A 17,281-nucleotide genomic window follows, 5' to 3' on the forward strand; every position below is an offset into this window, starting at 1 on the left:
CACAATCCGTTTTGTTATTTAAGCCTTGCGGCTCTCTTTGCGCACTCGCTCAATATGGATAGCGAGGAACATAATTTCTTCGTTGGTCAGCTCGCGCTGGTAGCTTTTGGCCAGATGCCGCTGAAGTTTCTCTGCACAGCGCCACGCCAACGGGTAGTTATCTTTCACCGCCGCATGCAGAGCTTCATCATCATCCGCCACGGTGGTGCGGTTCAGCATTCTTTGAGCAAAAAACTTCAAATGCGTGACAAAGCGCTGGTAGCTCAGACTCTCGGTCTGGTATTCAATTTGCAGCTGGTACTTCACGATATGCAGGATCTCCTGCATTACGCGGGTGATATCCATCACCTCCGGCATTTCGCCTTCAAGCTGGGCGGTCACCAGATGCAGCGCGATAAACCCCGCTTCATCTTCAGCAAGCAGTACGCCGAGACGCCGGTGAATAATGCCAATGGCTTCCAGCCCGAGAGCAAACTCTTTGGGATATAACCGCTTGATTTCCCACAACAGCACGTTGCGTATCGCCATGCCTTTTTTCTGCCGCTCAATCGCGAAGTGGCAGTGATCCGTCAGCGAAATATAGAGACTTTCCTGTAGCTTACCGAGGCGTTCGCGTGCCAGTTGAATAATACGATCGCAGGCGGTCATCACCTCCAGCGGGATCTGGTTTAGCAGCTCGCTTAATCTCGCCACCAGCTCATCGCTTTGCAGGGCAAACACTTTTTCTATCTGGCTGCGATCGAGGTTATCTCCGGGCTTTTTTTGGAAGCCCAGCCCCTTCCCCATCACCACCTGTTCGCGCTGGTGCTCGTCGAGAATAACCACTACGTTATTGTTCAGTATCTTGGCGATTTCCATGGTTACCCCAGAAACAAAAAAACCTGACCTCTGGCAGAGCCAGATGATCAGGTTTTGCCTGCTAAGCGCAGTAACAATCCAACATATGCACTCTATCACGGAGGATATATCGCTCAAGCTCGTAGGGCGAAAACCGTGATAGCGATCGCGACACTGCCTGACTAGTTAGCCGCGGTTTCTGCTGCAAACAGTTTGCGATACTGTTCGTCAAACTGCGGCGCATTCCACTCTCCGTCAAAGACGGTCCAGGTAATATATCCACGGTTTAGCCAGCCGGTATCGGTATCAGCGTCCACCGGCGTCAACACTTTCTCACTCATGATTTGCTGTGCTTTACCGTCAGGCAACAGTTTGTAGTAGTGCTGAGGCACCGGATTTTGCTCATTTTCAACAAATTTCATGCCCTTAATGGCCTGCTTTTCTAACGGCGGATAGTTAATGCTTAACCCCGAACCGGCGGGTAGCAGCGGCTGACCCGGTTGCCAGGTTTTCGCGAGCGTATCCACAAGGCCAACCACGTAGTCGACTGAGTCCGGCCAGAATTTATGCGTACTTGGCCACCCGGCCTTCATCTCCTGCTCGTTGAGAATATAGCCAATACTGGCGGCAATCGACGGATAACCATACCGAACCGCGCGGGCTGCGGCACCGATGGTGCCAGAGTTCAGCTGCGCAACGCCGGTATTGGGACCGTCGTTCACGCCGGAGATAACCAGGTCCGGCGGCGTATCTTTCATCACGCCCAGCACGCCGAAGTCAAGGGCGTCGGCGGGGGTGCCAGGGAAGCAGTAGCGCTTGTCGGCCACCTTTTTAACGTCGAATATTTTATTCGGCTTAAAGGTAATGGCCGAACCAATACCACTTTGATTGGTGGACGGCGCCACCATCCAGACGTCATATCCTTTGGCCGCCAGCTTCTCCTGCAGTGAGGTTGTCCCAACCGACTCACAGCCATCATCATTGACGACCAGAATACGCAGGGGGCGCTCAGCGGCAAAAGCGGAACCTGCAACTAACGTGAGCACCAGACCGGCGATGATGTTCTTTTTCATATTCACTCCTTATTTATGACGTAATCAAAATAAATTAAACCGATATTCAACGCGTACGCTTCCACCTACGCCTTTCGCACGGCGGAAACTATGATTGTTTTCGTCCAGGGATGGCATTCTGCCAGGCGTTAATTTCCAGCTATAGCTCGGCCCAAACCCGGAGAATACGTTCAGACCTTTAACCTGCGGGCTATGCCAGAGAAAATAACCCCCATACTCCCACTCTTTTAAATCAACACCTTTGTATTGCATGCCAAAACCATAATTGCCGTAGATGCCCACTAATAATTCAGGCAAGATCTGATACTGGCTGTATAAATACAGCATTTGTTCACCGTCATTAATGTAGTCATTGCCCTCGCCATCGGCTTTGCTATTAAAGGCACCCCGGGTGTTTTTACCAAAGTGCCAATAAAAATGGCCTAAACCGTTATCCAGCGGCGCTCGGGTGTATGACCAACCGAGGCCAGATTCCGCTCGCCCGTATTGATAGCCGACAAGGGCAAAAAGATGTTGTGCGCTGCGGCTGAACCCTCGAGCCCCCTCCCAATCGCTGAGGCCCCGAGCATAGTAGTAAGTGCTTCGTGCCAGGAGATTGAAATCTTTACTAAGCGGCACCGCGGCATTCGCTTCAAGCCCGTGGCGGAGAAGATAGCTGTAGCTCTCGGCGGCAATATAGCTGATTTTACTACCTTTTTCCGGAGACCAGCTCAGTTCACTGGTCGCAATGTAGTCAATTTGCTTGTTAGTTTTGAGGGTACGAAAGCGGCGTTTTTCTGGCTCATCGCGCTCAGAAAAGCGGTTCACAACGGCGGCCTTTGCGCTAAAATCGTCCCACGCAAACTCGGCGCTAACGCCTTCCCAGGTACTGGGGGCGGCACGGCTGCGGGTGACGTTTAACGCGCCGAATTTATAGAGTTGACGCCAGCCAGCCCAAAGAGAGAGATGCCGCTCAGCGTCGCCCCATCGCGCTTTGGCGTACAGTTGCCCAAGCTTATTGAAGCCTTCTGCTTTGCCGTTTTTGTCCCGCAACAAGTCTCTACCGTAGAAGGCATCGTTGGCGTACAGCTTCGCTACGCCATACCACGAGGCATCGACCCCTACGTGATCCCACAGCCAGCCGCTTTGCCAGTCCAGATGCACCGCCTGAGCCCAGGCGTTCTGATCGCCAATCCCCTGGTCCGCCATTGCATCGGTGGTATTCAACATCCAGACATTTTTTAAGGTGGCATCGAGATGGCTGTTCGTCAGCAGGCCACCGTCATAGTGAGCATAGCTCGCCAACGCATCGGGCATACCTCCCAAGGCAAACAGCAGCATCATGCCACCGGTTATTTTTGTGCGTGAGTACATGATAAACGTCCCTTGTTTTAATAAAAAAAAAGCAAAAAAAAACCTAAATTCATTTCCCGACACGCGGAGAATGAATTTAGGTTTTGCCTGTTAAACAGTAGCAATCCTTGGTGTAATTTTCGGGGCTATAGTGGCATCATGCTGAAACCAGCTCCAGCACTAAATAAAATAAAAATGAAATTTTGTGAACTCTATTCAGGAAATAATGAAAGAAGATAAATTAATTTAGAGAAAATGCCCGCCAATTAAAAGTTCAATTAACGGGTTATCTAAAAGAAATTATTTTAACGCGCCAATAACATTGGCGATTTCACCGGACGTTTTTAACGTGCGAATGAGGGTAAACAGCTCCGTTGCTTCGGCGTATTCTTTACGCAAATAACCAAGCCACTGTTTAATCCTTGCCACGTGATACAGCCCGGTATCGCCCTGCTTTTCGAGACGGCTGTATTTTTGCAACAGCGTAACAACCTCGGCCCACGGCATTCGCGCTTCGTTGTATTTGATAACCCGGCTCAGGTTTGGCACATTCAGCGCCCCGCGCCCAATCATCACCGAATCACATCCCGTAGCCGCAAGGCAATCCTGTGCGCTTTGCCAGTCCCAGATTTCGCCGTTAGCGATGACCGGGATCGACAGCCGCTGACGAATCTCACCGATGGCACCCCAGTTGATCAGCTCAGCTTTGTAGCCGTCTTCTTTAGTACGTCCGTGAACCACCAGCTCTGTCGCCCCCGCCTGCTGCACGGCATCAGCAATTTCAAACTGACGCGCACCGCTGTCCCAGCCGAGGCGAATTTTTACCGTAACCGGCAAATGCGCTGGCACAGCCTCACGCATGGCTTTCGCGCCGCGGTAAATGAGCTCGGGATCTTTGAGCAAAGTCGCCCCGCCGCCGCTGCCGTTAACCAGCTTTGACGGACAGCCGCAGTTTAAGTCCACGCCCCAGGAGCCGAGTTCGACCGCACGAGCTGCGTTCTCAGCCAGCCACTGCGGGTATTGCCCAAGAAGCTGGACGCGAACCAGCGTACCGGATGGCGTGCGGCTGGCGTGATCGAGTTCGGGGCAAAGTTTGAGGAAAGATTTAACCGGCAACAGCTGATCGACCACGCGAAGAAATTCGGTGATACAGAGATCGTAGTCGTTAACCTCGGTAAGAAGTTCGCGAACTAACGAGTCGAGAACGCCTTCCATCGGGGCAAGAAGAACACGCATGACGCATCCGATAATATGTGTGGAGTTTTCCCCTCGCCCCGACTCTCTCCCGAGAGGGGAGAGGCGGAAAACCTGGGATTCCGCTAGTTCCCACCTTCAAAGAAGCAGAAGAAATGCGGGGGGCTTTAATCCCCTCTCCCTTTAAGGGAGAGGGTTAGGGTGAGGGTATGAAACTTACTGCGCTGCCGCTGGTTTACGCGGTGGGCGACGGCGACGGGTATTATCCCCTGCCGGCTTCGCAGCACCTTCGCCCTGCGGTTTACCGCTGCGACGCGGGCCGTTGTTACGCTCACCGGAAGCATTCGCGTTTCCGCCGTTGCCACTGCGACGCTGGCCCTGACCCTGGCTTTGACCACCGCGACCGCCCTGGCCGCCACGACCACCGCCGCCACGCTGCTGACGACCGTTGACGATTGGCTCGGCCGGAATGGATGGATCAACATCAAAACCTGGCAATGCGATACGTGGGATCTCGCGCTTCAGCAGACGCTCGATGTCGCGCAGCAGCTTATGCTCGTCCACGCACACCAGAGAAAGTGCTTCACCGGTGGCTGCCGCACGACCGGTACGGCCAATACGGTGCACGTAGTCTTCCGGCACGTTCGGCAACTCATAGTTAACAACGTGCGGCAGTTCTTCAATGTCCAGGCCGCGAGCCGCGATATCAGTCGCCACCAGCACGCGAATACCACCGCTTTTGAAGTCCGCCAGCGCGCGTGTACGAGCGCCCTGGCTCTTGTTGCCGTGGATTGCCGCCGCGGTGATACCGTCTTTTTGCAGCTGCTCTGCCAGATGGTTAGCGCCGTGTTTGGTGCGGGTGAACACCAGAACTTGCTGCCAGTTGCCTTCGCCAATCATCTGCGACAGCAGTTCCCGCTTGCGCTTTTTGTCCACAAAGTGAACGTGCTGCGTGACCTGCTCAGACGCCGTGTTGCGGCGAGCCACTTCCACTTCTTCCGGGTTGTGCAGCAGCTTCTCAGCCAGCGCTTTAATGTCGTCGGAGAAGGTTGCGGAGAACAGCAGGTTCTGGCGGCGTGCAGGCAGTTTAGCCAGCACGCGACGAATGTCATGAATGAAGCCCATATCCAGCATGCGGTCGGCTTCGTCCAGCACCAGAATCTCGATCTGATCGAGTTTCACCGCATTCTGATGCTCAAGATCCAGCAGACGGCCTGGGGTTGCTACCAGCACATCCACGCCGCCGCGCAGCTTCATCATCTGCGGGTTAATGCTCACGCCGCCAAAGACAACCAGCGAGCGGATATTTAAATATTTGCTGTAGTCGCGGACGTTCTCACCAATCTGCGCCGCCAGTTCGCGGGTTGGGGTGAGGATCAGCGCACGCACCGGGCGACGGCCCTTCAGGTGAGGCGCGCTGTCGGTCAGACGCTGTAACAGCGGCAGGGTAAAGCCTGCGGTTTTGCCGGTGCCGGTTTGGGCACTGGCCATCAGGTCACGGCCTGATAAGACTACCGGGATTGCCTGGCGCTGAATTGGGGTAGGCTCACGATAGCCCTGCTCTTCCACCGCACGCAAAATATCGGCATTCAGGCCGAGAGAATCAAAAGACATAGGAACTCCAGAACCGCCCTGACCGCATTGTGCGGTGTAGTTTCCAGGGGGAACATCACGCGCCAGCGCTAAGCTGGCGAAGAGAGGAGGCGCAAACCACGGCGCCGTTCGCGTGCAGTGTAGCAGTTTTTGTGATCTTCCGCATAAATTCTCATTTTCCTCTCCGCAAGCAGAATAAAGCCTTGTACTGGACAGGGTTGATAACTTTGCTTACTCTTAATCAATCGATTGATTAACATTCTAAGAGGTCGGTATGACACCTTCGCCGACGCCGGTCACCAGCCGCGGAGAGCAGGCTAAAAATACGCTCATCACCGCCGCCATCGCGCAATTCGCTGAATATGGCATGCATGCCACCACGCGAGATATCGCCGCCCAGGCTGGGCAAAATATTGCCGCGATCACCTACTACTTTGGCTCCAAAGAAGCGCTGTATATGGCTTCCGCTCAGTGGATTGCCGATTTCATCAGCGGTAACTTTCACGAGCATGTTGCCCACGCAGAAGCCCTTCTTTGCCAGCCCGAACCGGACAAAGAGAAAATACGGCATCTTATTCATACCGCGCTCGGGCAAATGATCGCCCTGCTGACCGCCGACGACACGCTCAACCTGAGCAAATTTATCTCCCGCGAGCAGCTTTCCCCGACCGCCGCTTATCAGCTTATTCACCAGCAGGTTATCGACCCGATGCACACTCTGCTGACCACGCTGGTGGCGCATTACACCGGGCGAGATCCTTTTGATACCGACACTATTTTGCATACCCACACGCTGCTCGGCCAGGTGCTGGCCTTCCGGCTTGGGCGAGAAACGATTCTGTTGCGCACCGGCTGGCCTCAGTTTGACCAGGCCAAAGTGCAGCAAATAAGCCGCGTGGTGCTGAGCCACGTTGATTTCATCCTGCAGGGATTATCCGTAAACAGAGGAAAAGCTTGTGATGAACAATAAGAAGCCGGTGATTGCCGTCATTGTGATTCTAGTGCTCGTGGCCGCGGCGTTTGGCGGCTGGAAATGGTATCAGAGCCAGCAAAACAGCGAGCTAACGCTTTACGGCAACGTGGATATCCGCACCGTTAACCTTAGCTTCCGCGTGGGAGGGCGACTCGCGGCGCTTGAGGTAGATGAAGGCGATGCAATCAAAACCGGTGAACCGCTGGGGCTGATAGATAAAGCACCGTATGAAAACGCTTTGCGCCAGGCCGAAGCCAACGTTGCGGCCGCCCAGGCTAAGTACGATTTGATTATTGCGGGCTACCGTGACGAAGAAATAGCCCAGGCTGCAGCGCAGGTTAACCAGGCGCAGGCGGCCTATGATTACGCGCAAAACTTCTACCAGCGCCAGCAGGGGTTGTGGGCGACCAAAACCATCTCGGCGAATGATTTAGCCAACGCCCGCTCGTCCAGCGACCAGGCAAAAGCCACGCTGAAAGCGGCCAAGGATAAGCTCAGTCAGTACCGCAGCGGCAACCGCCCGCAGGAAATCGCTCAGGCGCAGGCCAGCCTTCAGCAAGCCAAAGCACAGCTGGCTCAGTCGCAGCTAGATCTGCAGGACACCACTCTGATTGCGCCTTCTGACGGCACGTTGCTGACCCGTGCCGTTGAACCCGGCAGCATGCTTAACGCAGGCAGCACGGTACTCACCCTGTCGCTCACTCGCCCGGTGTGGGTTCGCGCCTATATCGACGAAACCAACCTCGGGCAGGCCAAACCCGGCAGCGAACTGCTGATTTACACCGATGGCCGCCCGGACAAGCCATACCATGGCAAAGTGGGATTTGTGTCTCCAACGGCGGAATTCACGCCAAAAACGGTTGAAACTCCCGATTTGCGCACGGATTTAGTCTACCGCTTACGCATTATCGTGACCGATGCAGATGACGCACTGCGTCAGGGCATGCCCGTTACGGTGAAATTCAACGGTGGAACTCAGCATGAGCAGCAATGACGCGGTCATTCATCTGCAGGGGCTGGTGAAGCGTTTCCCTGGCCTTGAAAAACCGGCCGTCGCCAGCTTGGATTGCGAAATTCATGCCGGGGCAGTCACCGGCCTGGTCGGCCCGGACGGCGCGGGGAAAACCACGCTCATGAGGATGCTGGCTGGATTGCTGCAGCCAAGCGAAGGCGCAGCCTCGGTGATCGGCCTCGACCCGATTGAAGACGATCGCGCTTTGCACGCTGAACTGGGCTACATGCCGCAGAAATTTGGCCTGTACGAAGATTTGACGGTAATGGAAAACCTGAAGCTTTATGCCGACCTGCGCGGCGTGACCGGGGAGCAGCGTAAAAGCACCTTTGCCCGACTGCTGGAATTCACCTCTCTCGGGCCGTTTACCGAGCGGCTGGCGGGCAAACTCTCAGGCGGGATGAAGCAAAAGCTTGGTCTCGCCTGTACGCTCGTCGGCCAGCCGAAAGTCCTTTTGCTGGATGAACCTGGCGTAGGCGTAGACCCCATATCCCGGCGTGAACTGTGGCAAATGGTGCACGAGCTGGCGGGCGAAGGCATGCTGATCCTCTGGAGCACATCGTATCTCGATGAGGCCGAGCAGTGCCGAGAAATCCTGCTGATGAACGAAGGCGAGCTGCTTTATCACGGTGCGCCGAAAGCGCTGACGCAGAAGATGGCCGGGCGTTCACTACTGGTCAGCCACGATCAGGAGAATAATCGCCAGCTACTTCAGCGCGCGCTGAAGCTGCCGCAGGTCAGCGACGGCGTGATTCAGGGGCGCTCTGTGCGGCTGATCCTTGCCAAAGAGGCAAAAGTGAACGATCTGGCAAATGCCCTGCACGTGCCCGAATCCAGCCTGAAAGAAACTGACCCGCGTTTTGAAGACGCGTTTATTGATTTACTGGGTGGCGCCGCCGCGAACGAATCGCCGCTGGGCGATATTCTTCATACCGTTGACGGCAAGTCAGGTGAGACGGTGATTCAGGCCGAAGAGCTAACCAAAAAATTCGGCGACTTTGCCGCCACCGACCACGTTAACTTTGCCGTTAAGCGCGGTGAAATCTTCGGGCTGCTTGGCCCTAACGGCGCCGGCAAGTCCACCACCTTCAAGATGATGTGTGGTTTGTTAGTCCCCACTTCGGGCAAAGCACTGGTGCTGGACATGGATTTGAAAACCAGCTCCGGCAAAGCACGCCAGCACCTGGGCTACATGGCGCAAAAATTCTCCCTCTATGGCAACCTGACCGTGGCACAAAATCTCCGTTTCTTCTCCGGTGTTTATGGCCTTCGCGGGCGCGTTCAGCAGGACAAAATTGCCCGCATGAGCGAGGCATTTGCGCTGCAGCCTATCGCCAATAGCACGACAGATTCTCTGCCTCTGGGTTTTAAGCAGCGGCTGGCGCTTGCCTGCTCGCTGATGCACGAACCGGATATTCTGTTTCTCGACGAACCGACATCCGGCGTGGATCCCATTACCCGCCGCGAGTTCTGGCTGCATATCAACAGCATGGTAGAGAAAGGCGTGACGGTGATGGTGACCACTCACTTTATGGATGAGGCCGAATACTGCGACCGCATCGGGCTGGTCTACCGAGGCAAGCTGATTGCCAGCGGCACGCCGGACGACCTAAAACAGCAGATAGCGGATGACGACACGCCCGACCCCACCATGGAGCAGGCGTTTATCGGGCTGATTCACGAGTGGGATAAGGAGCACAGCGATGAGCGAACATAGCCAAAGGATATCGTGGCGCCGCGTCCGCGCCCTGTGCGTGAAAGAAACCCGGCAAATCGTGCGCGACCCCAGCAGTTGGTTAATCGCCGTAGTTATCCCGCTTCTGCTGCTGTTTATCTTCGGCTACGGCATTAATCTCGATTCCAGCCGCCTCCACGTCGGCGTGCTGATCGAGCAGCAGAGCGAAGACGCGCTGGATTTCACCCACGCCATTAGCGCCTCGCCGTTTATTGAGCCCACCATCAGCGATAACCGCGAGCAGCTGATTCAGCTCATGCAGGCCGGGAAAATTCGCGGCATGGTGACGATTCCGCCCGATTTTGCGCAGAACATGGCCCGCCCCGGCGCAACGGCCCCGATTCAGGTGATCACCGACGGCAGCGAGCCCAATACGGCTAACTTTGTTCAGGGCTATATGCAGGGGATCTGGCAGCTTTGGCAGCAACAGCGGGCGGAAGATCGCGGGGAGCACTTTGAGCCCTTAATCGAAGTGCAGCTGCGCTATTGGTTTAACCCCGCTGCCATCAGCCAGCACTTTATAATTCCCGGCGCGGTGACCATCATCATGACGGTCATTGGCGCTATCCTGACCTCTCTGGTCGTGGCCCGGGAATGGGAGCGCGGCACCATGGAGGCTCTGCTTTCCACGCAGGTGACGAAGACCGAACTGCTGCTCTGCAAGCTGGTGCCCTATTATGTTTTGGGGATGCTAGCCATGCTGCTTTGTATGCTGGTGACGGTGTTTATTCTAGGCGTACCGTGGCGCGGCTCGCTGTTACTGCTGTTTCTGATCAGCAGCCTGTTTTTACTTAGCACGCTGGGCATGGGGCTGCTGATCTCCACCATTACACGCAACCAGTTTAACGCCGCGCAGGTCGCGCTGAACGCCGCATTTTTACCGTCCATCATGCTGTCCGGCTTTATTTTCCAGATAGACAGTATGCCGGCGATTATCCGGGCGGTGACCTACGTCATCCCGGCGCGCTACTTCGTCAGCACCCTGCAAAGCCTGTTCCTGGCGGGGAATATCACCTCGGTGTTGATCGTCAACATGCTGTTTTTGATTGCCTCGGCGGTGATGTTTATCGGCCTGACGGCGCTGAAAACCAAACGTCGGCTCGATTAAGGGAGGAAGCATGTTTTATCGTTTATGGACGTTGATTCGCAAAGAGCTGCAGTCGCTGCTACGCGAGCCGCAGACCCGCGCCATCCTGATTTTGCCGGTGCTGCTGCAGGTGCTTTTGTTCCCGTTTGCCGCCACGCTTGAGGTCACCAATGCCACCATCGCTATTTATAACGAAGACAACGGTAACCATTCGATTGAGCTGACCCAGCGCTTTGCCCGTGCCAGCGCCTTCAGCCACGTGCTGCTGCTGAAAAGCCCGCAGGAAATACAGCCGACGATAGACAACCAAAAAGCCCTGCTGCTGATTCGTTTCCCGGCAAATTTCTCGCGCGATATTGCCAGTCAGAATCCGGCGAGGCTGCAGATTCTGCTCGACGGGCGTAACTCAAACAGCGCGCAGATTGCCGCGAATTACCTCCAGCAAATCGTCAATAACTATCAGCAAGAGCTGATGACCGGCCTGCCTAAACCCAACAACAGCGAGCTGACTATTCGCAACTGGTATAACCCTAACCTCGATTACAAATGGTTTGTGGTGCCGTCGCTGATTGCGATGATTACCACCATCGGCGTGATGATTGTAACGTCCCTCTCCGTGGCCCGGGAACGCGAGCAAGGCACGCTCGATCAGCTGTTGGTTTCTCCCCTGGCCACCTGGCAAATCTTTATTGGCAAAGCGGTTCCCGCGCAGATTGTCGCGTTGGTGCAGGCCACCATTGTGCTGGCGGTAGGAATTTGGGGCTACCACATCCCCTTCTCCGGCTCGCTGCTGCTGTTTTACTTCACGATGATTATCTACGGGCTGTCGCTGGTGGGGTTCGGGCTGCTGATTTCCGCCCTCTGCTCAACCCAGCAGCAGGCGTTTATTGGCGTGTTTGTCTTTATGATGCCGGCGATCCTGCTCTCCGGCTATGTCTCACCGGTGGAAAACATGCCGGTGTGGCTGCAGGATTTGACGTGGATAAACCCGATTCGTCATTTTACCGATATCACCAAGCAGATTTACCTGAAGGATGCGAGCTTTGGGATTGTCTGGCAGAGTTTGTGGCCGCTGCTGGTGATTGCGGCCACGACGGGTTCAGCGGCGTACTGGATGTTTAGGCGTAAGATTGCGTGATTTGTCTTTCGCGAGCAGAGAGAAGATAGCTGGCCCGGCGAGCATTGCCAGGCCGGCGAGCGCCAGAAGAAGGTGACTCTGTACCACTCGAGACAGTAGCCACAGCGCAATCATTGCGTTGCCGAAATACCATGTAGTAGTCAGCTCTTCAAGAAAATCACCGATATCGCGCAGCAAACCGGTGTGAAAACGCTGGAAGATAAACATCAGCACCACGGTGGCGACATAAAGCAGGCACAGCCCTACGCCCACGGGGATCAGGGTCGCGGTTTTCCAGCCAACGAGCAGCGCAGCGACCACCGCAAGATGCAGCATAATCTGCCAGCAACCCAGTCCGGTTCTCACTCTTACACGTTGTTGCCACTTCATGCTTTATCTCCTGGAGTATTTCTTCCTGTTAATCAGAGTACGCAAGTGTACGGAAATTTCCTCAATACGCCCCCTTTTTGTGACAGATATTGCAATTTATTTCCGTTCAGGCAGGTAAAAGTCGCGCGAGGAAAAGCAAAACTGCGGGGAAAACTCCCTCCCCGCGAAGGGGAGGGAATGCGTAGATTAGCGGCGGTTACCGAAGATACGCAGCAGCATCAGGAACAGGTTGATGAAGTCCAGATACAGCGTCAGGGCACCCAGAATTGAGTATTTACGCAGCATTTGTGCATCGCGGGTATCAATTTGCTCGCCGATGTTTTTCAGTTTCTGCGTGTCGTATGCGGTCAGGCCCACAAAAACCACCACGCCGATGTAGGTGATGGCCCACATGAGCGCATCGCTTTTCAGCCAGAAATTAACCAGCGAAGCCAGTACAATCCCGATCAGCGCCATAAAAAGCATGTTGCCGAAGCCGCTCAGGTCACGTTTGGTGGTATAGCCATAGAGGCTCATGGCACCAAACATCCCGCCTGCCACCACAAATGTGCTGGCGATGGACGAATAGGTATAAACCAGGAAAATGCTCGCCATGGTCAACCCGGTCAGCGCCGAGTAAAGCATAAACAGCGACGTCGCCACGCCAGCGCTCAGCTTGTGCACCATGCCGGAGAGCACAAAGACCAGCCCCAGTTGAACGATGATCAGACCAAAGAAAGTGATTTTACTGGAGAAGACAAACTCCATCACCGCCGGGGTATTCGCCGCGTACCACGCGATAAAGGCGGTTAAAAGTAGACCGCAGGTCATCCAGCCGTAAACTTGCGCCATAAAGGTCTGAAGGCCCGTATTGGCACGCTGCACGATAGTCTCATTGGGACGCGGGAATCGGTCCATGATGCTTCCTCTGTGTTGTGAATTAAACTTCTGACGCGAGCTGTTTGGCTCACCCGCTTTAAGATTAACACATCCCGCAGACCGCGTAGCCTACCAGCGTTTAGCCGCCTGCTTATCGCTGTCCCGGGCTTCGACCCAGCGGTCGCCTTCGGCGGTCGCTTCACGTTTCCAGAACGGGGCGCGAGTTTTCAGGTAATCCATGATGAACTGGGCGGCTTCAAACGCTGAGCTGCGGTGCGCGCCCGTCACGCCGACAAAGACAATTTCATCGCCTGGCCACAGTTCGCCGATGCGGTGAATCACCGTCACGCGCTGCAGCGGCCAGCGGCTTCTGGCCTCGGCGACAATTTCAGCCAGCGCTTTTTCGGTCATGCCCGGATAATGTTCAAGCGTCAGGGCGCTGACGCTGTCGCCAAGGTTGTGATTGCGAACTTTACCGGTGAAGGTCACGACCGCACCGTCTTCATCGCACTGAGAAAGCCACTGATACTCTTCGCCGACGTTGAAATTCTCGCGGCCAACAATAATACGGGTGCTGTCCACTTAACCTCCGGTCACCGGTGGGAAAAAGGCCACTTCGTCGCCCTTCGCCAGCGGATGATCAAAGCTCACCAGCGTTTGATTGACCGCGGCCAGCAGCTTGCCGGACTCCAGCGCCAGCGCCCACCGGCTGCCTCTGTCGGCCAATGCCGCACGCAGTTGCTCCACATCGCCGTAGGCTTCATCCAGCGCCAGGCTGTCGCAGCCGACCAGTTCGCGTACCTGGGCAAAAAACAGAACATTAAGCATCGTTTGCCACCTTGAAATCGCCGGATTTTCCGCCGCTCTTTTCCAGCAGACGGACAGGGCCGATGACCATGTCTTTTTGTACGGCTTTGCACATGTCATAAATGGTCAACGCGGCGACGGAGGCCGCAGTTAATGCCTCCATTTCTACGCCGGTTTTTCCCGTCAGGCGGCACACGGACTCGATGCGAACTCGGTTTTGCTCAGTCTGAGCCTCAAGCTGCACTTCTACTTTGCTCAGTAAAAGCGGATGGCACAGCGGAATCAGTTCCCAGGTGCGTTTAGCGGCCTGGATCCCCGCGATACGTGCGGTGGCAAAAACGTCACCTTTGTGGTGGCTGCCGTCAACAATCATCGCCAGCGTTGCCGGCTGCATGGTCACAAACGCTTCGGCGCGGGCCTCACGAACCGTCTCAGCCTTGGCGGACACGTCCACCATATGTGCTTCCCCGGCGGCGTTAATATGGGTCAAATGCGACATAACTTACTTCTTAATATGTGGGTGGAAATTGCACGGGCGCTGACGGGCATCCAGTTGAGGCTGAATGATATTTTCCCAGGCGGTTCGGCAGGCCTTCGTTGAGCCCGGCATGGCGAAAATCAGCGTTTTGTTCGCCATGCCCGCAACGGCGCGTGACTGCAGCGTAGAGGTGCCAATCTCTTCAAAGGAGAGCATACGAAACAGCTCGCCGAAACCTTCAACTTCCCGGTCAAACAGCGGGAGAAGCGCCTCCGGCGTCTGGTCTCCGTCGGTAAACCCGGTGCCGCCGTTGATCAACACCACCTGAACCTGCTCATCGGCAATCCACTGCGAAACTGCGGCCCGGATGGCATAACGGTTTTCTTTGACGATAGCTTTGTCTACCACCTGATGCCCCGCTTCCGTGGCGACTTCACTCAGATAATGACCCGAAGTGTCGTCATCTTCACCACGACGGCTGGACACCGTCAAAATAGCAATACGTGCCGGGATAAACTCTGCGCTTACCTGACTCATCGATATTCTCCTTGTGGGCAGGCTCTAGCCGCCGATATACGACAGATTTTGGGTGATGCCGGTGTTACCGTCATGCAGGAAATGGGTTTGCTTTTTCTGCGCCAGCGCAGAAGAGATACGTCCCTCCAGTTCGCTTTGCTGGGCGTCATCCGCCAACAGATCCCGCAGCGCAATTCCCTGCTCGCCAAACAGGCAGAGGTGCAGGTTACCGACGGACGAAACTCGCAGCCGGTTGCAGCTGGCACAGAAATCTTTCTCATACGGCATGATGAGCCCGATTTCGCCTTTGTAGTCGGGATGGCAGAACACCTGGGCAGGACCATCGCTGCGCTGACGCAATTGGTGAACCCAGCCTCGCTCAAGCAGCTGGTCGCGAATGGTTTTACCGGAAATATGGTGTTTGCGGAAAAGCGAGCCGCCGTCTCCGGTTTCCATCAGCTCAATAAAGCGGAGCTGGATGGGGCGCGGTTTGATCCAGGCAAGGAAGGTCTCGAGCTGATTGTGGTTTACGTCGCGCATCAGCACGGTGTTCACTTTTACTCGCTCAAACCCCGCGTTGAAAGCCGCGTCAATGCCATCCATCACCTGCCGAAATTTATCCTGGCCGGTAATGGCATGAAACTGACGAGCGTCCAGGCTGTCGACGCTAACGTTCAGGGCAGTCAGCCCCGCATCACGCCAGGCGTTAACATCCCGGGCCAGGCGATAGCCGTTGGTCGTCACCGCAAGCTGGCGAATAGACGTGTTTTCACGCACCGCGGCGATGATTTCGGTAAAGTCGCGGCGCAAAGAAGGTTCCCCGCCCGTCAGGCGCACCTTTTCGGTACCCAGAGCAGCAAAAGCCCGGGTAACGCGACGGATTTCATCGACGTTGAGGAAGCTTTTATTGGCCACGCCGTGCGGCTTATAGCCGTCGGGCAGGCAATAGCTGCAGCGAAAGTTGCAGACGTCGGTAATTGATAAGCGCAAGTAATAGAACTTACGCGCAAAAGCATCGGTAAGCTGGGACACTGAATACACCTTTCCAAATACGGGAGATGCAGTCATTTCTTCCTGCACCCTGGCAACCTCAGGGGCTGCGGCCAGGGCACCTTATCTTGTGACTTAGGTACCATGGCTTGAGTGTGTGTTACTGCGATAGTAGCGCGACATCTGGCTTCGCGCTATATCAGTTTTCGCTATATAAATCTATACATAACGAGATAATTGCTTAATTTCGCTACAGAGTACTTAAAAAGCTAACTTTTACTTTGATATGTATCATTATCCACAGAGCAAGAATCGTCTTTTTGGCGCTTTTACGCTACCTTAAGCGCCTGTATGCCTCTTAAGGATTATCTTTTCTATGCGTAATCGCACGCTTGCAGATCTTGATCGGGTTGTCGCGCTGGGCGGTGGGCACGGCCTGGGTCGCGTCATGTCATCCCTTTCATCCCTCGGCTCACGTTTAACCGGCATCGTCACCACCACCGACAACGGCGGCTCAACCGGACGTATTCGACGCTCTGAGGGCGGGATTGCCTGGGGAGATATGCGCAACTGCCTGAATCAGCTGATCACTGAACCAAGCGTGGCATCAACAATGTTTGAGTATCGTTTTGGCGGTAACGGCGAACTTTCAGGCCATAACCTCGGAAATCTAATGTTAAAGGCGCTGGATCACCTCAGCGTGCGCCCGCTGGAGGCAATCAATTTAATTCGCAACCTGCTAAAGGTCGATGCGCAGCTGATTCCGATGTCGGAGCATCCGGTCGATTTAATGGCTACCGACGACCAGGGCAACGCCGTGTATGGCGAAGTGAGTATCGACCAGTTGCTCAATCCACCGCAGGATCTGGCGGTCTACCCGAAAGTCCCGGCCACGCGTGAAGCCTTAGAAGCCATCGCTGAAGCCGATTTAATTTTGATTGGCCCCGGCAGCTTTTACACCAGCCTGATGCCGATTTTGCTGCTTGAAGAGATGGATCAGGCGCTGCGCCGCACGCCAGCGCCGATGGTGTATATCGGCAACCTGGGCAAAGAGCTAAGCCCTGCCGCAGCCAGCCTTTCCCTGCGCCAAAAGCTTGAGTTGATGGAACAGCATATCGGAAAACGCGTTATCGATGCCGTGCTGGTTGGCCCACACGTTGACGCCAGCGAAGTGGGCGACAGGTTGGTTATTCAACAGCCGCTGGAAGCCAGTGACATTCGGTATCGCCACGACCGCCAGCTGCTGCGGGCGGCCCTCGAACAGGCCGTGCAGCAGCTCGGGTAAACCT

Annotated in this window: 18 protein-coding genes and 1 riboswitch; of the genes, 6 read left to right on the forward strand and 12 right to left on the reverse strand. The window is 55.2% G+C overall.

Features of this window, described 5'->3' with window-relative positions:
- Nucleotides 1–18 precede the first annotated feature (18 nt).
- From licT to rhlE, 5 genes are all read right to left on the reverse strand, one after another.
- Complete coding sequence (licT, locus tag WFK85_RS21555; protein WP_008456295.1) at nucleotides 19–858, reverse strand: BglG family transcription antiterminator LicT; 840 nt, start codon at nucleotides 856–858, stop codon at nucleotides 19–21.
- A gap of 161 nt (nucleotides 859–1,019) precedes the next feature.
- Complete coding sequence (gene surE, locus WFK85_RS21560; RefSeq protein ID WP_008456293.1) at nucleotides 1,020–1,910, reverse strand: 5'/3'-nucleotidase SurE; 891 nt, start codon at nucleotides 1,908–1,910, stop codon at nucleotides 1,020–1,022.
- Nucleotides 1,911–1,934: 24 nt separating this feature from the next.
- Complete coding sequence (locus WFK85_RS21565) at nucleotides 1,935–3,263, reverse strand: OprD family outer membrane porin (protein WP_336709369.1); 1,329 nt, start codon at nucleotides 3,261–3,263, stop codon at nucleotides 1,935–1,937.
- A gap of 279 nt (nucleotides 3,264–3,542) precedes the next feature.
- Nucleotides 3,543–4,478: a tRNA dihydrouridine(16) synthase DusC gene (gene dusC / locus WFK85_RS21570; protein WP_166995361.1), complete on the reverse strand. Its 936-nt coding sequence runs from the start codon at nucleotides 4,476–4,478 to the stop codon at nucleotides 3,543–3,545.
- Between the two features lie 174 nt (nucleotides 4,479–4,652).
- Nucleotides 4,653–6,050 (reverse strand): ATP-dependent RNA helicase RhlE, encoded by a 1,398-nt coding sequence (gene rhlE / locus WFK85_RS21575; protein WP_166995359.1) that lies wholly within the window; start codon nucleotides 6,048–6,050, stop codon nucleotides 4,653–4,655.
- A gap of 253 nt (nucleotides 6,051–6,303) precedes the next feature.
- Between rhlE and cecR the strand changes: the two genes are divergently transcribed.
- The 5 genes from cecR to WFK85_RS21600 are packed head-to-tail and all read left to right on the forward strand — an operon-like array spanning nucleotide 6,304 to nucleotide 11,974.
- Nucleotides 6,304–6,999, forward strand: coding sequence for a transcriptional regulator CecR (cecR, locus tag WFK85_RS21580; protein WP_166995357.1), 696 nt, complete (start codon nucleotides 6,304–6,306; stop codon nucleotides 6,997–6,999).
- A complete protein-coding gene (hlyD, locus tag WFK85_RS21585; RefSeq protein WP_166995356.1) occupies nucleotides 6,989–7,996 on the forward strand; it encodes a secretion protein HlyD in 1,008 nt (335 codons plus the stop codon). The genes cecR and hlyD overlap by 11 nt, the downstream gene beginning before the upstream one ends.
- Nucleotides 7,983–9,731, forward strand: a complete 1,749-nt coding sequence (locus tag WFK85_RS21590) for an ATP-binding cassette domain-containing protein (RefSeq protein ID WP_166995355.1) — start codon at nucleotides 7,983–7,985, stop codon at nucleotides 9,729–9,731. The genes hlyD and WFK85_RS21590 overlap by 14 nt, the downstream gene beginning before the upstream one ends.
- Nucleotides 9,718–10,857 (forward strand): ABC transporter permease, encoded by a 1,140-nt coding sequence (locus tag WFK85_RS21595; RefSeq protein WP_166995354.1) that lies wholly within the window; start codon nucleotides 9,718–9,720, stop codon nucleotides 10,855–10,857. Before WFK85_RS21590 ends, WFK85_RS21595 begins: the two co-directional genes overlap by 14 nt.
- A gap of 10 nt (nucleotides 10,858–10,867) precedes the next feature.
- Nucleotides 10,868–11,974: an ABC transporter permease gene (locus tag WFK85_RS21600; protein WP_166995351.1), complete on the forward strand. Its 1,107-nt coding sequence runs from the start codon at nucleotides 10,868–10,870 to the stop codon at nucleotides 11,972–11,974.
- Here the strand turns inward: WFK85_RS21600 and WFK85_RS21605 are convergent.
- The 7 genes from WFK85_RS21605 to moaA form a co-directional block, all read right to left on the reverse strand.
- The gene (locus WFK85_RS21605) at nucleotides 11,936–12,343 is read right to left on the reverse strand and encodes a YbhQ family protein (RefSeq protein ID WP_008456275.1); all 408 of its coding nucleotides are present in this window, start codon (nucleotides 12,341–12,343) and stop codon (nucleotides 11,936–11,938) included. The genes WFK85_RS21600 and WFK85_RS21605 overlap by 39 nt on opposite strands.
- Before the next feature lie 186 nt (nucleotides 12,344–12,529).
- Nucleotides 12,530–13,240, reverse strand: coding sequence for a Bax inhibitor-1/YccA family protein (locus WFK85_RS21610; RefSeq protein ID WP_008456273.1), 711 nt, complete (start codon nucleotides 13,238–13,240; stop codon nucleotides 12,530–12,532).
- Between the two features lie 90 nt (nucleotides 13,241–13,330).
- The gene (moaE, locus tag WFK85_RS21615; protein ID WP_008456271.1) at nucleotides 13,331–13,783 is read right to left on the reverse strand and encodes a molybdopterin synthase catalytic subunit MoaE; all 453 of its coding nucleotides are present in this window, start codon (nucleotides 13,781–13,783) and stop codon (nucleotides 13,331–13,333) included.
- Nucleotides 13,784–14,029, reverse strand: coding sequence for a molybdopterin synthase sulfur carrier subunit (gene moaD, locus WFK85_RS21620; RefSeq protein WP_008456269.1), 246 nt, complete (start codon nucleotides 14,027–14,029; stop codon nucleotides 13,784–13,786).
- Complete coding sequence (moaC, locus tag WFK85_RS21625) at nucleotides 14,022–14,507, reverse strand: cyclic pyranopterin monophosphate synthase MoaC (protein ID WP_008456267.1); 486 nt, start codon at nucleotides 14,505–14,507, stop codon at nucleotides 14,022–14,024. Before moaC ends, moaD begins: the two co-directional genes overlap by 8 nt.
- Before the next feature lie 3 nt (nucleotides 14,508–14,510).
- On the reverse strand, nucleotides 14,511–15,023 hold the full coding sequence (gene moaB / locus WFK85_RS21630; RefSeq protein ID WP_008456265.1) for a molybdenum cofactor biosynthesis protein B: 513 nt from the start codon (nucleotides 15,021–15,023) through the stop codon (nucleotides 14,511–14,513).
- A 24-nt stretch (nucleotides 15,024–15,047) separates the two neighbouring features.
- On the reverse strand, nucleotides 15,048–16,070 hold the full coding sequence (moaA, locus tag WFK85_RS21635) for a GTP 3',8-cyclase MoaA (protein ID WP_166995348.1): 1,023 nt from the start codon (nucleotides 16,068–16,070) through the stop codon (nucleotides 15,048–15,050).
- A riboswitch (molybdenum cofactor riboswitch) is annotated at nucleotides 16,026–16,160 on the reverse strand. (Overlaps the previous gene by 45 nt.)
- A gap of 208 nt (nucleotides 16,161–16,368) precedes the next feature.
- Between moaA and yvcK the strand changes: the two genes are divergently transcribed.
- Complete coding sequence (yvcK, locus tag WFK85_RS21640) at nucleotides 16,369–17,277, forward strand: uridine diphosphate-N-acetylglucosamine-binding protein YvcK (RefSeq protein WP_336709366.1); 909 nt, start codon at nucleotides 16,369–16,371, stop codon at nucleotides 17,275–17,277.
- Nucleotides 17,278–17,281: the final 4 nt, after the last annotated feature.

This window comes from Cedecea sp. VD22, from assembly GCF_037150195.1.
GTDB lineage: Bacteria > Pseudomonadota > Gammaproteobacteria > Enterobacterales > Enterobacteriaceae > Cedecea.

What these genes read in the sequence shown, in the direction of transcription:
- licT (WP_008456295.1), bottom strand. Translation starts at nt 858, where the DNA reads ATGGAAATCGCCAAGATACTGAACAATAACGTAGTGGTTATTCTCGAC.
- surE (WP_008456293.1), bottom strand. Translation starts at nt 1,910, where the DNA reads ATGAAAAAGAACATCATCGCCGGTCTGGTGCTCACGTTAGTTGCAGGT.
- WFK85_RS21565 (WP_336709369.1), bottom strand. Translation starts at nt 3,263, where the DNA reads ATGTACTCACGCACAAAAATAACCGGTGGCATGATGCTGCTGTTTGCC.
- dusC (WP_166995361.1), bottom strand. Translation starts at nt 4,478, where the DNA reads ATGCGTGTTCTTCTTGCCCCGATGGAAGGCGTTCTCGACTCGTTAGTT.
- rhlE (WP_166995359.1), bottom strand. Translation starts at nt 6,050, where the DNA reads ATGTCTTTTGATTCTCTCGGCCTGAATGCCGATATTTTGCGTGCGGTG.
- cecR (WP_166995357.1), top strand. Translation starts at nt 6,304, where the DNA reads ATGACACCTTCGCCGACGCCGGTCACCAGCCGCGGAGAGCAGGCTAAA.
- hlyD (WP_166995356.1), top strand. Translation starts at nt 6,989, where the DNA reads ATGAACAATAAGAAGCCGGTGATTGCCGTCATTGTGATTCTAGTGCTC.
- WFK85_RS21590 (WP_166995355.1), top strand. Translation starts at nt 7,983, where the DNA reads ATGAGCAGCAATGACGCGGTCATTCATCTGCAGGGGCTGGTGAAGCGT.
- WFK85_RS21595 (WP_166995354.1), top strand. Translation starts at nt 9,718, where the DNA reads ATGAGCGAACATAGCCAAAGGATATCGTGGCGCCGCGTCCGCGCCCTG.
- WFK85_RS21600 (WP_166995351.1), top strand. Translation starts at nt 10,868, where the DNA reads ATGTTTTATCGTTTATGGACGTTGATTCGCAAAGAGCTGCAGTCGCTG.
- WFK85_RS21605 (WP_008456275.1), bottom strand. Translation starts at nt 12,343, where the DNA reads ATGAAGTGGCAACAACGTGTAAGAGTGAGAACCGGACTGGGTTGCTGG.
- WFK85_RS21610 (WP_008456273.1), bottom strand. Translation starts at nt 13,240, where the DNA reads ATGGACCGATTCCCGCGTCCCAATGAGACTATCGTGCAGCGTGCCAAT.
- moaD (WP_008456269.1), bottom strand. Translation starts at nt 14,029, where the DNA reads ATGCTTAATGTTCTGTTTTTTGCCCAGGTACGCGAACTGGTCGGCTGC.
- moaC (WP_008456267.1), bottom strand. Translation starts at nt 14,507, where the DNA reads ATGTCGCATTTGACCCATATTAACGCCGCCGGGGAAGCACATATGGTG.
- moaB (WP_008456265.1), bottom strand. Translation starts at nt 15,023, where the DNA reads ATGAGTCAGGTAAGCGCAGAGTTTATCCCGGCACGTATTGCTATTTTG.
- moaA (WP_166995348.1), bottom strand. Translation starts at nt 16,070, where the DNA reads ATGACTGCATCTCCCGTATTTGGAAAGGTGTATTCAGTGTCCCAGCTT.
- yvcK (WP_336709366.1), top strand. Translation starts at nt 16,369, where the DNA reads ATGCGTAATCGCACGCTTGCAGATCTTGATCGGGTTGTCGCGCTGGGC.